Source organism: Pseudomonas sp. Y3 TE3536 (assembly GCF_053629175.1).
Genome location: NZ_JBRJHU010000001.1, coordinates 2,660,171 through 2,674,277 on the forward strand (window position 1 = coordinate 2,660,171; position 14,107 = coordinate 2,674,277).

Consider the following 14,107-nt stretch of genomic DNA (forward strand, 5'->3'; position numbering starts at 1 on the left):
TTCATGCAAGCAGTGCGTAACTGGGCTGCCCGTTGTGCGCCGTGGATCGGCGCGGTGGGCCTGTTCGGCGCTGTCCAGCTGGCCCATGCCGGCGACTACGAAGGCTCGCCCCAAGTGGCCGAGTTCGTTGGCGAAATGACCCGCGACTACGGCTTTGCCAGCGAGCAGCTGATGGGCGTGTTCCGTGAGGTCCAGCGTAAACAGTCAATTCTCGATGCCATCTCGCGGCCGGCCGAACGGGTCAAGCCGTGGAAGGACTACCGTCCGATGTTCATCACCGACGCGCGCATCGCCCGCGGTGTGGACTTCTGGCGCCAGCACGAAGCGGTGTTGGCGCGGGCCGAGCAGGAATACGGTGTGCCGGCGCAAGTTATCGTCGCGATCATCGGCGTAGAGACCTTTTTCGGCCGCAATACCGGCAATTACCGGGTCATCGACGCCCTCTCGACGCTGGGCTTCGACTACCCGCCGCGGGCCGAATTCTTCCGCAAGGAGTTGCGCGAGTTCCTGCTGCTGGCCCGTGCCGAGCAGCTTGACCCGCTTACGCTCAAGGGCTCCTATGCAGGCGCCATGGGCTTGCCGCAGTTCATGCCGAGCAGCTTCCGCAACTATGCCGTGGACTTCGACGGCGATGGCCACATCAATATCTGGAACAACCCGGACGATGCCATCGGCAGCGTAGCCAGCTACTTCAAGCGCCATGGCTGGGTGGCCGGCGAAGGCGTGGTCAGCCGCGCCAGGGTGCAGGGCGAGCGGGTTGATGAAGGCCTGACCACGGGTATCGAGCCGGTGAAGACTGTCGGGGAGTTGCGGGCGCTGGGCTGGTCGAGTCATGATGCGCTGCGCGATGATCTGCCGGTCACCGCCTTCCGCCTGGAGGGCGAAAACGGCCCCGAGTACTGGATGGGCCTGAAGAACTTCTACGCGATCACTCGCTACAACCGCAGCGTGATGTACGCCATGGCGGTGCATCAGCTTTCGGAACAGCTGGTCCAAGCACGGGGCGTCAAGTAATGCGCGCAATCATCTCTGCCACTACCTTCAAGCTGCTGACCTGCATGACTGTCGGCATGCTGTTGGTCAGCTGCTCTTCCAGCCGCCCGACCACCACCCAGAAAAGCGGTAATACAGTCCGCGCCCAGCCCGGCCTGGACATCAACCGTGCCCACAAGGACGGTGCGCCGTGGTGGGACGTGGATGTGAACAAGATCCCCGACGCCACGCCAACCGTGCACACCGGCAACTACAAGGCCAACCCTTACACGGTACTGGGCAAGACCTACTACCCGATGCAGGACTCGCGCAACTACCGCGCCGAGGGTACCGCGTCGTGGTATGGCACCAAGTTTCACGGGCAGAACACGGCCAACGGCGAGCTTTATGACCTGTACGGCATGAGCGCGGCGCACAAGACCTTGCCGCTGCCGGCCTATGTGCGGGTGACCAACCTGGCCAACGGCCGCAGCGTGGTCCTGCGGGTCAACGACCGTGGGCCGTTCTACTCCGACCGTATCATCGACCTGTCCTATGCGGCGGCGAAGAAGCTCGGCTACGCCGAAATCGGCACCGCGCATGTGCGCGTCGAAGGTATCGACCCGCAACAATGGTGGGCCCAGCGTGGCCAGCAGCCCCCGTTGGTGCTGAAGGAGCCTCAGGTTGCCCAGACCCAGTCGATCCCGGCCAGCACCGGCCGAGTCGAGCAGTGGACCCCGCCACCCCAGCAGCACGCTGCACCCGTAGTGCCCGTTCAAGTCGGCGGCAACAATGTGCCGGCAGGCAACGGCGGGAGCTTCTTGCAGGTGGGCGCCTTCGCCAACCCGGACGCCGCCGAACTGCTGCGTTCGAAACTGAGCACCATGGTCAGCGCGCCGGTGTTCATCAGCTCCATCGTGCGTAACCAGCAAACCTTGCACCGCGTGCGTTTGGGGCCGATCAGCAGCCAGGGCGAGATCCAGCAGGCGCAGAACAGCATTCGCCTGGCGAACTTGGGGCAGGCCAAGCTGGTCACAGCTGACTGACCGCACCGGCCAAACTGTCGGTTTTGTCATGAATTGACGGGCGCGGGCATGTACAATGTCGGCTTTTGCCCGCAGCGACATAAAGCCGCAGTGTGCGGGCTCGGCCCAAGGCCTTAAAAACTAGACTGACTGGCGCTGGGCACACGATGTGGCCCAGGCAACATCTCAGACCATTAGCGATTTTCGAGAGACGGATGAACATCACCAACCTTGCCAAACGACTTTGCCTGCCCGTACTGCTGATGATCACGCCTGCTGCTTTCGCGGCAGAGCAGATGATGCCGGCACCACCGCAACTGGCAGCCAAGTCCTACGTACTCATGGACGCGTCCAGCGGCAACGTGCTGGTCGAGAACAACGGTGACGAGCGCCTGCCGCCAGCCAGCTTGACCAAGCTGATGACCGCCTACATCGCCACCCTGGACATTCGCCGCGGCCAGATCGGTGAAAACGACCCGGTCACCGTCAGCGAAAACGCCTGGCGTACCGGTGGTTCGCGCATGTTCATCAAGGTTGGCAGCCAGGTGACTGTCAGCGACCTGCTGCACGGCATCATCATCCAGTCGGGTAACGATGCGTCTGTTGCGCTGGCCGAGCACATTGCCGGCAGCGAAGACGCCTTCGCCGACATGATGAACAAGACGGCCGCTGACCTGGGCATGTCCAACAGCCACTTCATGAACCCGACCGGCCTGCCGAACCCCGAGCACTACTCCTCGGCGCACGACATGGCCCTGCTGGCGCGCGCGATCATCGACGTCGACCCGGCCCACTATGCGATTTACTCGCAGAAAGAGTTCTTCTGGAACAACATCAAGCAGCCGAACCGCAACCTGCTGCTGTGGCGTGACAAGACCGTCGACGGCCTGAAAACTGGCCACACCGACGAAGCCGGTTACTGCATGGTGGCTTCGGCCGTACGTGACGGCCAGCGCCTGATCGCCGTGGTGTTCGGCACCAACAGCGAGCAGTCCCGTGCTGCCGAGACCCAGAAGCTGCTGACCTACGGCTTCCGCTTCTTCGAAACTCAGACCTTCTATCAGAAAGGCACCGAGCTGACCCAGGCTCCAGTCTGGAAGGGCGCCACCAGCCAGGTTAAAGCTGGCCTGGCCAACGACCTGACCATGACTATGCCTAAAGGCCAATTGAAGCGCCTTCAGGCTTCGATGACCATGAACCCGCAGCTCACCGCACCGATCGCCAAAGGTGACGTGATCGGCAAAGTGGAAGTCAAACTGGACGAGAACGTGGTTCACAGCGCCGACCTGATCGCCCTCGATGGCGTCGAGGAAGGTGGTTTCTTCCGCCGTATGTGGGATAGCATCCGTCTATTCTTCTACGGGTTGTTCAACTGATAACGTGACCTGCCACGCTCCCGCTGTTCAGGCGGGAGCGTTGTTGTTGCCACGGCTTACGAGGCCGTTTCCGCTATGAGCGAACCTGACGTCAAGTCGCACAAAATCGAATTCCCCTGCGCCGACTACCCGATCAAGGTCATCGGCGATACCGTTGTCGGTTTCAAGGACATGGTCATCGAAGTCCTCAGCAAACACGCCAAGGTCGACCTCGCTACGCTGGCCGAGCGCCAGAGCAAGGAAGGCAAGTACACCACGGTGCAACTGCACATCGTTGCCGAGAGCGAGAACCAGCTGCACGATATCAACAGCGCCCTGCGCGCTACCGGCATCGTGAAAATGGTGCTCTGATGTCCGCCTGTCTCGGTTTTCGCGATCTTGGCCTGCAGCCCTATGAACCGGTGCTGGAAGCCATGCGTCGCTTTACCGAGCAGCGAGGGCCCGACAGCCAGGATGAAATCTGGCTGGTCGAACACCCTTCGGTCTTTACCCAGGGCCAGGCCGGCAAGGCCGAGCACCTGCTGATTCCGGGTGATATCCCGGTGGTGCAGACCGACCGCGGTGGCCAGGTGACCTACCATGGCCCCGGGCAACTGGTGGCCTACCTGCTGCTGGATGTGCGGCGGCTGGGGTTTGGGGTACGTGAGCTGGTCAGCCGCATCGAGCAGACCCTGATCGACCTGCTTGCCAGTTACGATGTCCAGGCGGCGGCCAAGCCCGACGCCCCGGGTGTCTATGTCGATGGAGCGAAAATCGCCTCCCTCGGCCTGCGAATCCGCAACGGCCGTTCGTTCCACGGCCTTGCCCTGAACGTGGACATGGACCTTGCGCCATTCCGCCGAATCAACCCCTGCGGTTATGCGGGGCTGGCCATGACCCAGCTACGCGATCTGGCAGGCCCGATCGAACTCAACGAGGTCAGGACAAGGCTGCGCGGACAGCTGGTCAAGCACCTCGACTACGCTGAGCAGACGACCCTCACGGGCGGAATCGACTGAATATGACAACTGTGCAAGAAGCCGTGCCGAACCTGATACCTACCCAGGATGCCACCCCGCGCCCAGCGCCGAAGAAGGTGGAAGCTGGGGTCAAACTGCGTGGTGCCGACAAGGTCGCGCGCATCCCGGTAAAGATCATCCCTACCGATGAACTGCCGAAAAAGCCTGACTGGATCCGCGTGCGCATCCCGGTCTCGCCCGAGGTAGACCGCATCAAGCAACTGCTGCGCAAGCACAAGCTGCACAGCGTCTGCGAAGAGGCTTCCTGCCCGAACCTGGGCGAGTGCTTCTCGGGCGGTACCGCGACCTTCATGATCATGGGTGACATCTGCACCCGTCGTTGCCCATTCTGCGACGTTGGCCACGGCCGACCGAAGCCACTGGACCTCGATGAGCCGAAGAACCTCGCCGTCGCCATCGCCGACCTGCGCCTGAAGTACGTGGTGATCACCTCGGTGGACCGCGACGACCTGCGTGATGGCGGTGCCCAGCACTTTGCCGACTGCATCCGCGAGATCCGCGCCTTGTCGCCGGGCGTGCAGTTGGAAACCCTGGTCCCGGACTACCGTGGCCGTATGGACGTGGCCCTGGAGATCACCGCGCAAGAGCCGCCGGATGTCTTCAACCACAACCTGGAAACCGTACCGCGCCTGTACAAGGCCGCGCGTCCCGGGTCGGACTACGACTGGTCGCTGGACCTGCTGCAGAAGTTCAAGCAGATGGTCCCGCACGTACCGACCAAATCGGGCCTGATGCTCGGCCTGGGCGAGACCGACGAAGAAGTCATCGAAGTGATGCACCGCATGCGCGAGCACGACATCGACATGCTGACCCTCGGCCAGTACCTGCAGCCGTCGCGCAGCCACTTGCCGGTACAGCGTTTCGTGCACCCCGACACCTTCGCCTGGTTCGCCGAAGAAGGCTACAAGATGGGCTTCAAGAACGTGGCTTCCGGCCCGCTGGTGCGTTCTTCGTACCATGCTGACCAGCAGGCTCACGAAGCCAAGATCAAGCTCTGAGCCTGGTCTGAAGCACCCGTGCCGATGCGCGCCGAAAGGCGGCATCGGCATTTTTGTTTGTGTGCCCTGCACTGCAAGGAGTTGCGATGAATTGCGCCGAAACCTTTGAATCCCTACTGCCCGCTGCCCTGGGGGAGAACGCCTGCTTTGCCATCGTCGCCCCGGCCGGGCCGGCGCGGCTGGATGCGCAAAAGGCCAGCCAGTGGTTCACCGAGCGTGGCTACCGCTGCCGTATCTACCCGGGCGTTGAACAGGCGCAGGGCTACCTGGCGGGGTCCGATCAGCAGCGGCTGCAGGACCTGCACGATGCTTTTGCTGACCCGGCCATCGACGCCATCCTGTGCATGCGCGGCGGCTATGGCAGCATGCGCCTGCTCGACAGCCTCGACTTTGACCTGATCCGTTGCAACCCCAAGCCGCTGATCGGCTACAGCGACATCACGGCGCTGCACACGGCTATCCAGCGCAAAGCCGGGTTACTGACCTTCCATGGGGCGATGCTGAATGCCGACCTGTTGGGCGCCAAACTAGAGCCGACCGAGTCGTCGCTGCTGGCGCAATTGATCGGGCAGGTGGGTGCAGGGGATACGATCGCGCACCCGGCCGACTTTGCGTTGAGCTGCGTGGTGCCGGGGGTTGCCCGCGGGCGTTTGCTGGGGGGCAACCTGTCGATGCTGGGGGCGACCCTGGGGACGGTGGCAGAGATCGATACGCAGGGCTGCATTCTGTTTATCGAAGACGTCAACGAGCCGTTGTTCAGGGTGGATCGTTTGCTGACCCAGTTGCGCCTGGCGGGCAAACTTGCGGGGGTGAAGGGGGTGCTGGTGGGGGATTTTGCCGGGATCACCGTGGCGGCGTTGACGCCGCTGCTGCAGGACATTTTCGGGCCCCTGGGCGTACCGGTGCTGGCCGGGTGGCGCAGTGGGCATTGTGATCCGAACGTGTGCTTGCCGCTGGGGGCTGAGGTGGTGCTGGACAGTGGGGAGATGAGGCTGGTGTTGCAGCAGGATTTGTTTAGGGCTTGAGATCGTGGGGCCGCGTTGCGCCCCTTTCGCGACGCAAGGCCGCTCCTACAGGGGACCGCGTACTTTTGTAGGAGCGGCCTTGTGTCGCGAAAGGGGCGCAACGCGCCCCCAGCGTTCTTACTGCTGGCGCAGGCTCTCGAGCAGCTTATGGGTTGGATACCCATCCGCCGGCCATCCCAACCCCTGCTGGGCATTGCGAATGGCCTTGCGGGTGTTGGCGCCAATGATGCCATCGGCATTGCCCGCGTCATGCCCGCTGGCGTTGAGCAGGTGTTGCAGCTCCATGCGCTCGCTGCGGCTCAAAGGCAGGTCTTCTTTCGGCCAGCTGCCGGCAATGAAGCCCCAGCCCGAGAACCGGTCACCCAGCAGGCTTACGGCCAGTGCGTAGGACGACGAGTTGTTGTACTTGAGGATGGCGCGGAAGTTGTCCAGTACCAGGAACGCCGGGCCGCGCGCACCTGCAGGCAGCAGCAGGGCGGCAGACAGCTGATTGCTGTTGGCGGGCAGCTGAGTACCGGCTGGCAGCTTCACGCCCAGTTGCAGCCACTCGCTCACCGGCTTGCGCAGCGACCCGTCGGCCAGCCAGAAGTCGAACCCGGCCGGTACTTGCACTTCAAAGCCCCAAGGCTGGCCGCGTTTCCAGCCAGAGCTCTGCAGGTAGTGCGCTGTGGAGGCCAGGGCATCGGGGGTGCTGTTCCAGATATCCCGGCGGCCATCACCGTCGAAATCCACTGCATGGGTGTTGTAAGTGGTCGGGATGAACTGGGTCTGGCCCATGGCGCCAGCCCACGAGCCACGCATGGCCTCTGGCTGGATATCACCGTTCTGCAGGATTTGCAGGGCGGCAATCAGCTGGTCTTGGGCGAATTGGGGGCGGCGGCCTTCGTAGGCCAGGGTCGCCAGTGAGCGAATGACCGACTTGCTGCCCTGGAACTGGCCGAAGTTGCTCTCCATGCCCCAGACCGAAACCAGCACTTGGCGGTCCACGCCATAGCGTTGCTCGATGCGGTTCAACAGTTCTGCATTCTGCTCCATCAGCTTCTTGCCGTTGCGCACGCGCAGTGGCGACAGTGCGCCTTCCAGGTATTCCCACACCGGGCGGGTGAATTCTGGCTGGCTGCGGTCGGCCTTGATCACGTCCATGTCGGGGGTGACACCGAGGAACGCACGGTCGAAGGTGTTTGGCGAAATGCCAGCCTGCAAGGCTTGTTGGCGGAAGCCAGCCTGCCATTGCGCGAAGGTTTGCAGGGGCTGGATCTCAGTAGCGCTGGCGTCGGGCGTTGCACCAGGCACATTCACCACCGGGGCGGGCTGGGCAGGTGCCAGCGGCAAGGCATCGGCGGCGGTGGGTTTTTCCGCGCAGGCGACGAGCAGGATGAAGCTGGAGGCCGCGATCAGCTGGCGGGATTTCCAACGGGGGAGAAGGCTGAGGAGCATGCACAGATCCAGAATTTCAGGTCAGGTGACGACCATACCATGCCTGCGCTTTCGATGCTTTCATGCCGCCAAAAAGTAAGAAGCCTCCCAATCTCTCGATTGGAAGGCTTCGCGGCGGTAGCTGCCTTTGCCCTTGTCCGGTTGTTCCTGGCGGCAGCGGAACAGTGGCTGGGCGACGATCGACTTGGCCTTGTTGGGGCCGTGCTTCTTCGGTTTTTTGCTCATGGTGCGGATTCCCGATGGGTGGCTTTCGGGGCGCACTGTAGGCCGCTGGGTGGGGGAGGGCCAATTGATTGTGTATATGGTTGGGGACTTAGGGCTGCTATGCAGCCCATCGCGACACAAGGCCGCTCCTACAGGGGTACGCGATTGCTGTAGGAGCGGCCTTGTGTCGCGATGGGGCGCGAAGCGGCCCCGGCTATTCGGAAGGCAGCGCTAGCCGCTGCCCGGCCATCAGCAGCGACAGCCGTGCCAGCCCGGTCCAGGGCGAGCCCTCGGCCTGCCCCTTGATCTGCGCATCGATCCGCTGGGCATCCTGCAACAGCTGGGCCCAGCGTTGCGCCGAGAGGCGCTGCAGGGCTTTGCTGACCAGCGGGCGGCGTTTATCCCACACCGGTGGCCGCGCCTGGCTGAAGGCCTTGTCCAGCGGCACGCCCTGGCTGAACTGTTGGGCCAGCCCGGCCAGTTGGCGCAGTTCGCGCGCCAGTGCCCACAGAATCACCGGCGGCTCCACGCCTTCGCCGCGCAGGCCTTCAAGCATGCGCAGGGCGTGCGCGGCTTCGCCATTGAGAATGGCATCGACCAGGCCGAAGACATCGAAGCGGGCGCTGTCGGCGACCGCCGCCTGTACGGTCTCGACGGTGATCTGGTTACCGTCGGCCAGCAGCTTGAGTTTTTCGATTTCCTGGGCGGCAGCCAGCAGGTTGCCTTCGACCCGGGCGGCGATCAGGTCCACGGCATCGCGTTGAGCCGAAAGGCCTGCCTGCGACAGCCGCTGGTTGATCCACTGCGGCAGCTGGTGCGCATCCACCGGCCAGATCTGGATGAACTGGCAATGGGCGCCTTCGATCAGGGCCTTGCCCCACTTGGTCTTCTGCGCGCTGCCGTCGAGCTTGGGCAGGCTGATCAGCAGCAGCGTGTCTTCGGCCGGCCTGGCGCAGTATTCCATCAAGGCGGCAGCACCCTTGTCACCGGGCTTGCCGGAGGGCAAGCGCAGTTCCAGCAGGCGGCGCTGGGCGAACAGCGACAGGCTGGCGCCCGCCTGGAGCAAGGTGCCCCAGTCGAAATTGGCGTCGGCGCTGAACACCTGGCGTTCGTCGAAACCTTGCTGGCGTGCGGCGCCGCGTATGGCATCAGCGGCTTCCTGGCACAGCAATGGGTCGTCGCCGCTGACCACGTAAACCGGTGCCAGGGCGCCTTGCAGGTGCTTGTTGAGTTGGGCGGGGGCGAGTTTCATCGGAAACAGGCGGGGCACCTAAGGTGCCCCGCACGGGCTCAGTTGCCCGGAACTTCCAGTGGCGACTGCTGAGGCGTTTCCGCCTGCTGACGGCGTGCCGCTTCCAGCGCGGCGGCTTCAGCCTGGGCGCGTTCGTCGGCTTTACGCTGCAGCTCGTCGAGTTGCGTCGGGGTCAGCATCTGCAGGCGTACGACCATGGCGTTGACCAGGTCGCGGCGCATTTCGTCACGTGCCCGTTTGGCTTCCTGCTCGGAACCGGTGATGTTGGAACCGTCACGCACGTAGACCTTGCGCATTTCCAGTTTGTCGCTGAGCAGTTCCAGGTTGTTCAGGCCCTGGATGCTGTAGTTCAGTACCGTGGTCAGCTCGTACTCTGCCGAGCGGCTGCCACCGGTGTAGGTCGCGGCGCGTTCGTTTTCCTGCTCGTTGGTCAGCACCAGGCGGTAAGGTGCGCCCGCGTGCAGGTTGACGCCGTTACGCTCCAGAACCTGACGCAGCTGGGTCACGGTTTCGCCATAGGCATTGCGCGCGCTGACGTCCATCTCTTTGACGCTCAGCTCGGTGGTGCCGGTGCCACGCAGCTGGAAACCGCAGGCGCTGAGCACGACGGCCAGGCCGATTACCAGCAGATTGCGTTTGATCATGTTGTTGCTCCCTCTTGGGCCTGTACCGCCCGCCCGCAGAACCTGCGGGCGGGCGTGCCATCAATTGGCGACGATGTTGACCAGCTTGCCCGGTACCACGATGACCTTGCGGATGGTCAGGCCATCGATGAAGCGCAGGACATTCTCGTTGCTGCGGGCGGCGGCTTCGATTTCCTCGCGGCTGGCGGCGGCCGGCATTTCGACCTGGCCACGCAGCTTGCCGTTGACCTGCACCACCAGGACGATGCTGTCCTGTACCAGTGCGCTCTCGTCGACGGCTGGCCAGCCAGCGTCGATGACCGCCTGGTCGTGGCCCAGCGCCTTCCACAGTTCGTGGGAGATGTGCGGGGTGATCGGCGCCAGCAGCAGGGTGACGGCTTCAAGGCCTTCCTGCAGCAGGGCACGGTCCTGTTCGGTGGCTTGCGGGGCCTTTTCCAGGACGTTCATCACGGTCATCACCTGGGCGATGGCGGTGTTGAACTTGTGGTACTGGCCCACGTCGGTGCTGGCCTGCTTGATCGCGGCGTGGATGGCGCGGCGGATGACCTTTTGCGCGTCGTCCAGCGTGGCGACATCCAGCTTGCCCGGCAGGCCCTGGCTGACGTGGCCTTGGGCCAGACGCCAGACACGGCGCAGGAAGCGGCTGGCACCTTCGACGCCGGAATCGGACCACTCCAGGCTCATGTCGGGCGGCGAAGCGAACATCATGAACAGGCGGCAGGTATCGGCGCCGTAGGCTTCGATCATCGATTGCGGGTCGACGCCGTTGTTCTTCGACTTCGACATCTTCTCGGTGCCGCCGATTTCCACCGGCAGGCCGTCGGTCTTCAGGCGGGCGCCAATGATCTTGGCCTTGGCGTCACGTTCGATCTCGACGTCGGCCGGGTTGAACCAGTCCTTGCCGCCGTTGCTGGCAACGCGGTAGTAGGTCTCGGCGACCACCATGCCCTGGGTCAGCAGGTTCTTGAACGGCTCGTTCGAGGTGACCAGGCCTTCGTCACGCATCAGCTTGTGGAAGAAGCGCGCGTACAGCAGGTGCAGGATCGCGTGCTCAATACCGCCGATGTACTGGTCGACCGGCAGCCAGTGGTTGGCGGCTTTAGGGTCGACCAGGCCTTGGTCGTAGTTTGGCGAGGCGTAGCGGGCGAAGTACCAGGACGACTCGACGAAGGTGTCCATGGTGTCGGTTTCGCGCTTGGCCGCCGTGCCGCATTTCGGGCAGGTGCATTCGTAGAACTCGGGCATGCGCGCCAGCGGCGAGCCGGCACCGTCCGGTACCACGTTTTCTGGCAGGGTGACCGGCAGTTGGTCTTCCGGCACCGGCACGTCGCCGCAGGACGGGCAGTGGATGATCGGGATCGGGCAGCCCCAGTAACGCTGACGGCTGATGCCCCAGTCGCGCAGGCGGAACTGGGTGCGCGACTTGCCGAGTTCCTTGCGGATCAGGGCGGCTTCGATGGCGTCGAAGCCGCCGGCGAAGTCCAGGCCGTCGAACTCGCCGGAATTGATCAGTTGGCCATGCTCGCCGTAGGCAGCCTGCCACTCGTTGCCGACTTCATCGCCAGCGCTGGTGCGCACCACGGCCTTGACCGGCAGGTTGTACTTGTGGGCGAACTCGAAGTCGCGCTCGTCGTGGGCCGGCACGGCCATCACGGCGCCATCGCCGTAGTGCATCAGCACGTAGTTGGCGACCCAGACCGGCAGCTTCTCGCCGGTCAGCGGGTGTTCGACCAGCAGGGAAGTGGGCATGCCCTTCTTCTCCTGGGTGGCCATGTCGGCCTCGGCGACGCTGCCGCTCTTGCACTCGTCGATGAACGCCTGCAGCGCCGGGTTGCCTTGGGCAGCCTGGGTGGCCAGCGGGTGTTCGGCGGCGACGGCGACGTAGGTGGCGCCCATCAGCGTGTCAGGACGGGTGGTGAAGACCTTGAGGGCGCCTTCGTGGCCGATGCTGGCCTGGTCGAACGGGAACTGGACTTCCATGCCGCGCGACTTGCCGATCCAGTTGCGCTGCATGGTCTTGACCTGTTCAGGCCAGCCCGGCAGCTCGTCGAGGCTCTCGAGCAACTCGTCGGCGTAGTCGGTGATGCGGAAGTAGTACATCGGGATTTCGCGCTTCTCAATCAGCGCGCCCGAACGCCAGCCGCGGCCGTCGATGACCTGCTCGTTGGCGAGCACGGTCTGGTCGGCCGGGTCCCAGTTCACGGTACCGTTCTTGCGGTAGATGACGCCCTTTTCGAACAGGCGGGTGAACAGCCACTGTTCCCAGCGGTAGTAGTCCGGCTTGCAGGTGGTGACTTCACGTGCCCAATCGATGGCCAGGCCCAGGCTCTTGAGCTGGGTCTTCATGTAGTCGATGTTTTCGTACGTCCACTTGGCCGGGGCGACGTTGTTTTTCATCGCCGCGTTTTCCGCGGGCATGCCGAAAGCGTCCCAGCCCATCGGCTGCAGGACGTTTTTGCCCAGCATGCGCTGGTAGCGGGCAATCACGTCACCGATGGTGTAGTTGCGCACGTGGCCCATGTGTAGCTTGCCGCTCGGGTACGGGAACATCGATAGGCAATAGTAGGTGTCTTTGCCTGGCTGTTCGGTAACAGCGAACGATTGTTGCTCGTCCCAGAAGTTCTGGGCGGCGGCTTCGATATCACGGGGCGTGTATTGTTCGTGCATGGCTACTTTTGGCTGAGAGAGAAGAGACCTTGTTCCAGGCAGCGGAACCTCGCTGCAACCGGTACTCCGGTGTCGTTTAGAGTGAACGCCGTAGCATACAGCAGCGCTGCGCATCGTGGGAAACCTTGATTGCGAATGCCCGCTGGTCGCGGCAAACGGCTGCTTTTTAGAGTGACGCTAAGCTCAGGTGTGGGGGGAGATATTTTTATCTTCAATGAGGTGAACGGATGGGAGAGACGCAGCTACCCGCAATCAAACCGGAGCTTTACGAACGCCTGATCGACCGCCTTGGCCTGGCATTGGAAGTTGCCCGGACGTCGGTACGATTGCGCGACGAGAGTCCAGCCGAGCTGGAGTTGCGCGGCCTTAGCCACGCAGAGTTCGAAGTGATCAAGGCCTACCTGGAATCCCTTCCGGAGCGCCAAAATGCCTGTGCCGGCAGTTACCCGCAAGCGGAGCCGACATCGGCCAAGATCATCTGGCTCAAGGACAAGAAACGCCCCGCCAGCACGGCGAGATCCAGGACGCTGCCGCATCGTTAGCCGTTCAGGACGCCAGGCGCAGGCCATCGCGCGCCGGTTCTTCAATACACTTCTCACGATCGTCGCCGGCCGCACACTTGTTGCCCGGCGTCGATCCTCTTAGGCTGCACGCCTTCCATGGAGGTGTAGCCGATGCCCATTCGATTCTTCATCAAGCAATGGCTGATGCCGCCGGGCGTCCTGTTCCTGCTGCTGCTGGCCGCCTGGTGGCTGCGTACCCGCCGCCCGCGGCTGGCGGCGCTGTGCTTTGCAGTGGGGCTGGGTGGCCTGTGGCTGATGAGTTTGCCCCTGGTGGTGCAGGAGGCGGCACGGTTGCTGGAAACCGAACCGCCTTTGCAGGTCAGCGAGTGGGCGGGCCTTGCCGGTAGGGCGGATGCCATCGTTGTGCTAGGTGCCGGGCGTGAGCGCGGTGACCCGGCCTGGGGTGGGGATGACCAGCCTACGGCAACGGCCCTTGAGCGCATGCGCTTTGCTGCGCGGCTGGCCAAGGCGTCGGGGTTGCCGGTGCTGACCAGCGGTGGCTTGCACTACGGTACGCCGCCGAGCGAGGCGCGGTTGATGGCGGACCGCCTGCATGAGGATTTCGCGGTGCAGGTGAAGTGGAAGGAAGAGGACAGCCGCACGACCTGGGAAAATGCCCAGATGAGCGCCAAGGTGTTGCAGCCGTTGGGTATCCGCCGGGTGGTGGTGGTGACCCAGGCGTGGCACATGCAGCGCTCGCGCTGGAGCTTCGAGCAGGCCGGGTTCGAGGTGGTGCCGGCGCCGGTGGGATTCCTCGGGCGTGATCATGCACGGCCGTTCGGTGGGTTGCTGCCGGAGAGCCGGGCCATGTGGCAAAGCGGGCAGTTGCTCAATGAAGCCGTTGGGTTGCTGGGGTATCGGTTGTTCTATTGAGCCTTGTATTGCTTGTGCTGGCCTCTTCGCGGGTAAACCCGCTCCCACAGGG

The 14,107-nt window shown here is 63.5% G+C and carries 14 protein-coding genes; 9 read left to right on the plus strand and 5 right to left on the minus strand.

Annotated features, from left to right (window positions below):
* Positions 1-3: 3 nt before the first annotated feature.
* From mltB to AB7M33_RS12030, 7 genes are all read left to right on the plus strand, one after another.
* A complete protein-coding gene (mltB, locus tag AB7M33_RS12000) occupies positions 4-1,014 on the plus strand; it encodes a lytic murein transglycosylase B (RefSeq protein WP_085272343.1) in 1,011 nt (336 codons plus the stop codon).
* On the plus strand, positions 1,014-2,018 hold the full coding sequence (locus AB7M33_RS12005; protein ID WP_027592612.1) for a septal ring lytic transglycosylase RlpA family protein: 1,005 nt from the start codon (positions 1,014-1,016) through the stop codon (positions 2,016-2,018). Before mltB ends, AB7M33_RS12005 begins: the two co-directional genes overlap by 1 nt.
* A 194-nt stretch (positions 2,019-2,212) precedes the next feature.
* The gene (locus AB7M33_RS12010; RefSeq protein WP_027592613.1) at positions 2,213-3,373 is read left to right on the plus strand and encodes a D-alanyl-D-alanine carboxypeptidase family protein; all 1,161 of its coding nucleotides are present in this window, start codon (positions 2,213-2,215) and stop codon (positions 3,371-3,373) included.
* Positions 3,374-3,448: 75 nt separating this feature from the next.
* Positions 3,449-3,724 carry a DUF493 domain-containing protein gene (locus AB7M33_RS12015; protein WP_012312556.1) on the plus strand — a complete coding sequence of 92 codons (276 nt, stop codon included), beginning with the start codon at positions 3,449-3,451 and terminating at the stop codon, positions 3,722-3,724.
* On the plus strand, positions 3,724-4,371 hold the full coding sequence (gene lipB / locus AB7M33_RS12020; protein ID WP_027592614.1) for a lipoyl(octanoyl) transferase LipB: 648 nt from the start codon (positions 3,724-3,726) through the stop codon (positions 4,369-4,371). Before AB7M33_RS12015 ends, lipB begins: the two co-directional genes overlap by 1 nt.
* A gap of 2 nt (positions 4,372-4,373) precedes the next feature.
* Positions 4,374-5,390 carry a lipoyl synthase gene (gene lipA / locus AB7M33_RS12025; protein ID WP_027592615.1) on the plus strand — a complete coding sequence of 339 codons (1,017 nt, stop codon included), beginning with the start codon at positions 4,374-4,376 and terminating at the stop codon, positions 5,388-5,390.
* An 86-nt stretch (positions 5,391-5,476) separates the two neighbouring features.
* Entirely contained in the window at positions 5,477-6,415 is a 939-nt protein-coding gene (locus AB7M33_RS12030; RefSeq protein WP_454242882.1) for a S66 peptidase family protein, read from the plus strand.
* A gap of 117 nt (positions 6,416-6,532) precedes the next feature.
* Here AB7M33_RS12030 and AB7M33_RS12035 read toward each other — a convergent pair whose 3' ends face one another.
* The 5 genes from AB7M33_RS12035 to leuS form a co-directional block, all read right to left on the minus strand.
* On the minus strand, positions 6,533-7,852 hold the full coding sequence (locus AB7M33_RS12035; RefSeq protein WP_265969533.1) for a lytic murein transglycosylase: 1,320 nt from the start codon (positions 7,850-7,852) through the stop codon (positions 6,533-6,535).
* A 60-nt stretch (positions 7,853-7,912) separates the two neighbouring features.
* A complete protein-coding gene (arfA, locus tag AB7M33_RS12040) occupies positions 7,913-8,077 on the minus strand; it encodes an alternative ribosome rescue factor ArfA (RefSeq protein ID WP_016501800.1) in 165 nt (54 codons plus the stop codon).
* A 193-nt stretch (positions 8,078-8,270) separates the two neighbouring features.
* Positions 8,271-9,308 carry a DNA polymerase III subunit delta gene (gene holA, locus AB7M33_RS12045; RefSeq protein ID WP_027592618.1) on the minus strand — a complete coding sequence of 346 codons (1,038 nt, stop codon included), beginning with the start codon at positions 9,306-9,308 and terminating at the stop codon, positions 8,271-8,273.
* A 38-nt stretch (positions 9,309-9,346) separates the two neighbouring features.
* Positions 9,347-9,952 (minus strand): LPS-assembly lipoprotein LptE, encoded by a 606-nt coding sequence (locus AB7M33_RS12050; protein WP_186677453.1) that lies wholly within the window; start codon positions 9,950-9,952, stop codon positions 9,347-9,349.
* 60 nt (positions 9,953-10,012) lie between these two features.
* Positions 10,013-12,619, minus strand: coding sequence for a leucine--tRNA ligase (leuS, locus tag AB7M33_RS12055; RefSeq protein WP_454242883.1), 2,607 nt, complete (start codon positions 12,617-12,619; stop codon positions 10,013-10,015).
* 227 nt (positions 12,620-12,846) lie between these two features.
* On the opposite strand from leuS, the gene AB7M33_RS12060 reads away from it, so the two are divergent.
* Both AB7M33_RS12060 and AB7M33_RS12065 read left to right on the plus strand, forming a co-directional pair.
* Positions 12,847-13,161 carry a hypothetical protein gene (locus AB7M33_RS12060; RefSeq protein WP_027592621.1) on the plus strand — a complete coding sequence of 105 codons (315 nt, stop codon included), beginning with the start codon at positions 12,847-12,849 and terminating at the stop codon, positions 13,159-13,161.
* A gap of 132 nt (positions 13,162-13,293) precedes the next feature.
* A complete protein-coding gene (locus tag AB7M33_RS12065; RefSeq protein WP_454242884.1) occupies positions 13,294-14,055 on the plus strand; it encodes a YdcF family protein in 762 nt (253 codons plus the stop codon).
* The last annotated feature ends 52 nt before the right edge of the window (positions 14,056-14,107 follow it).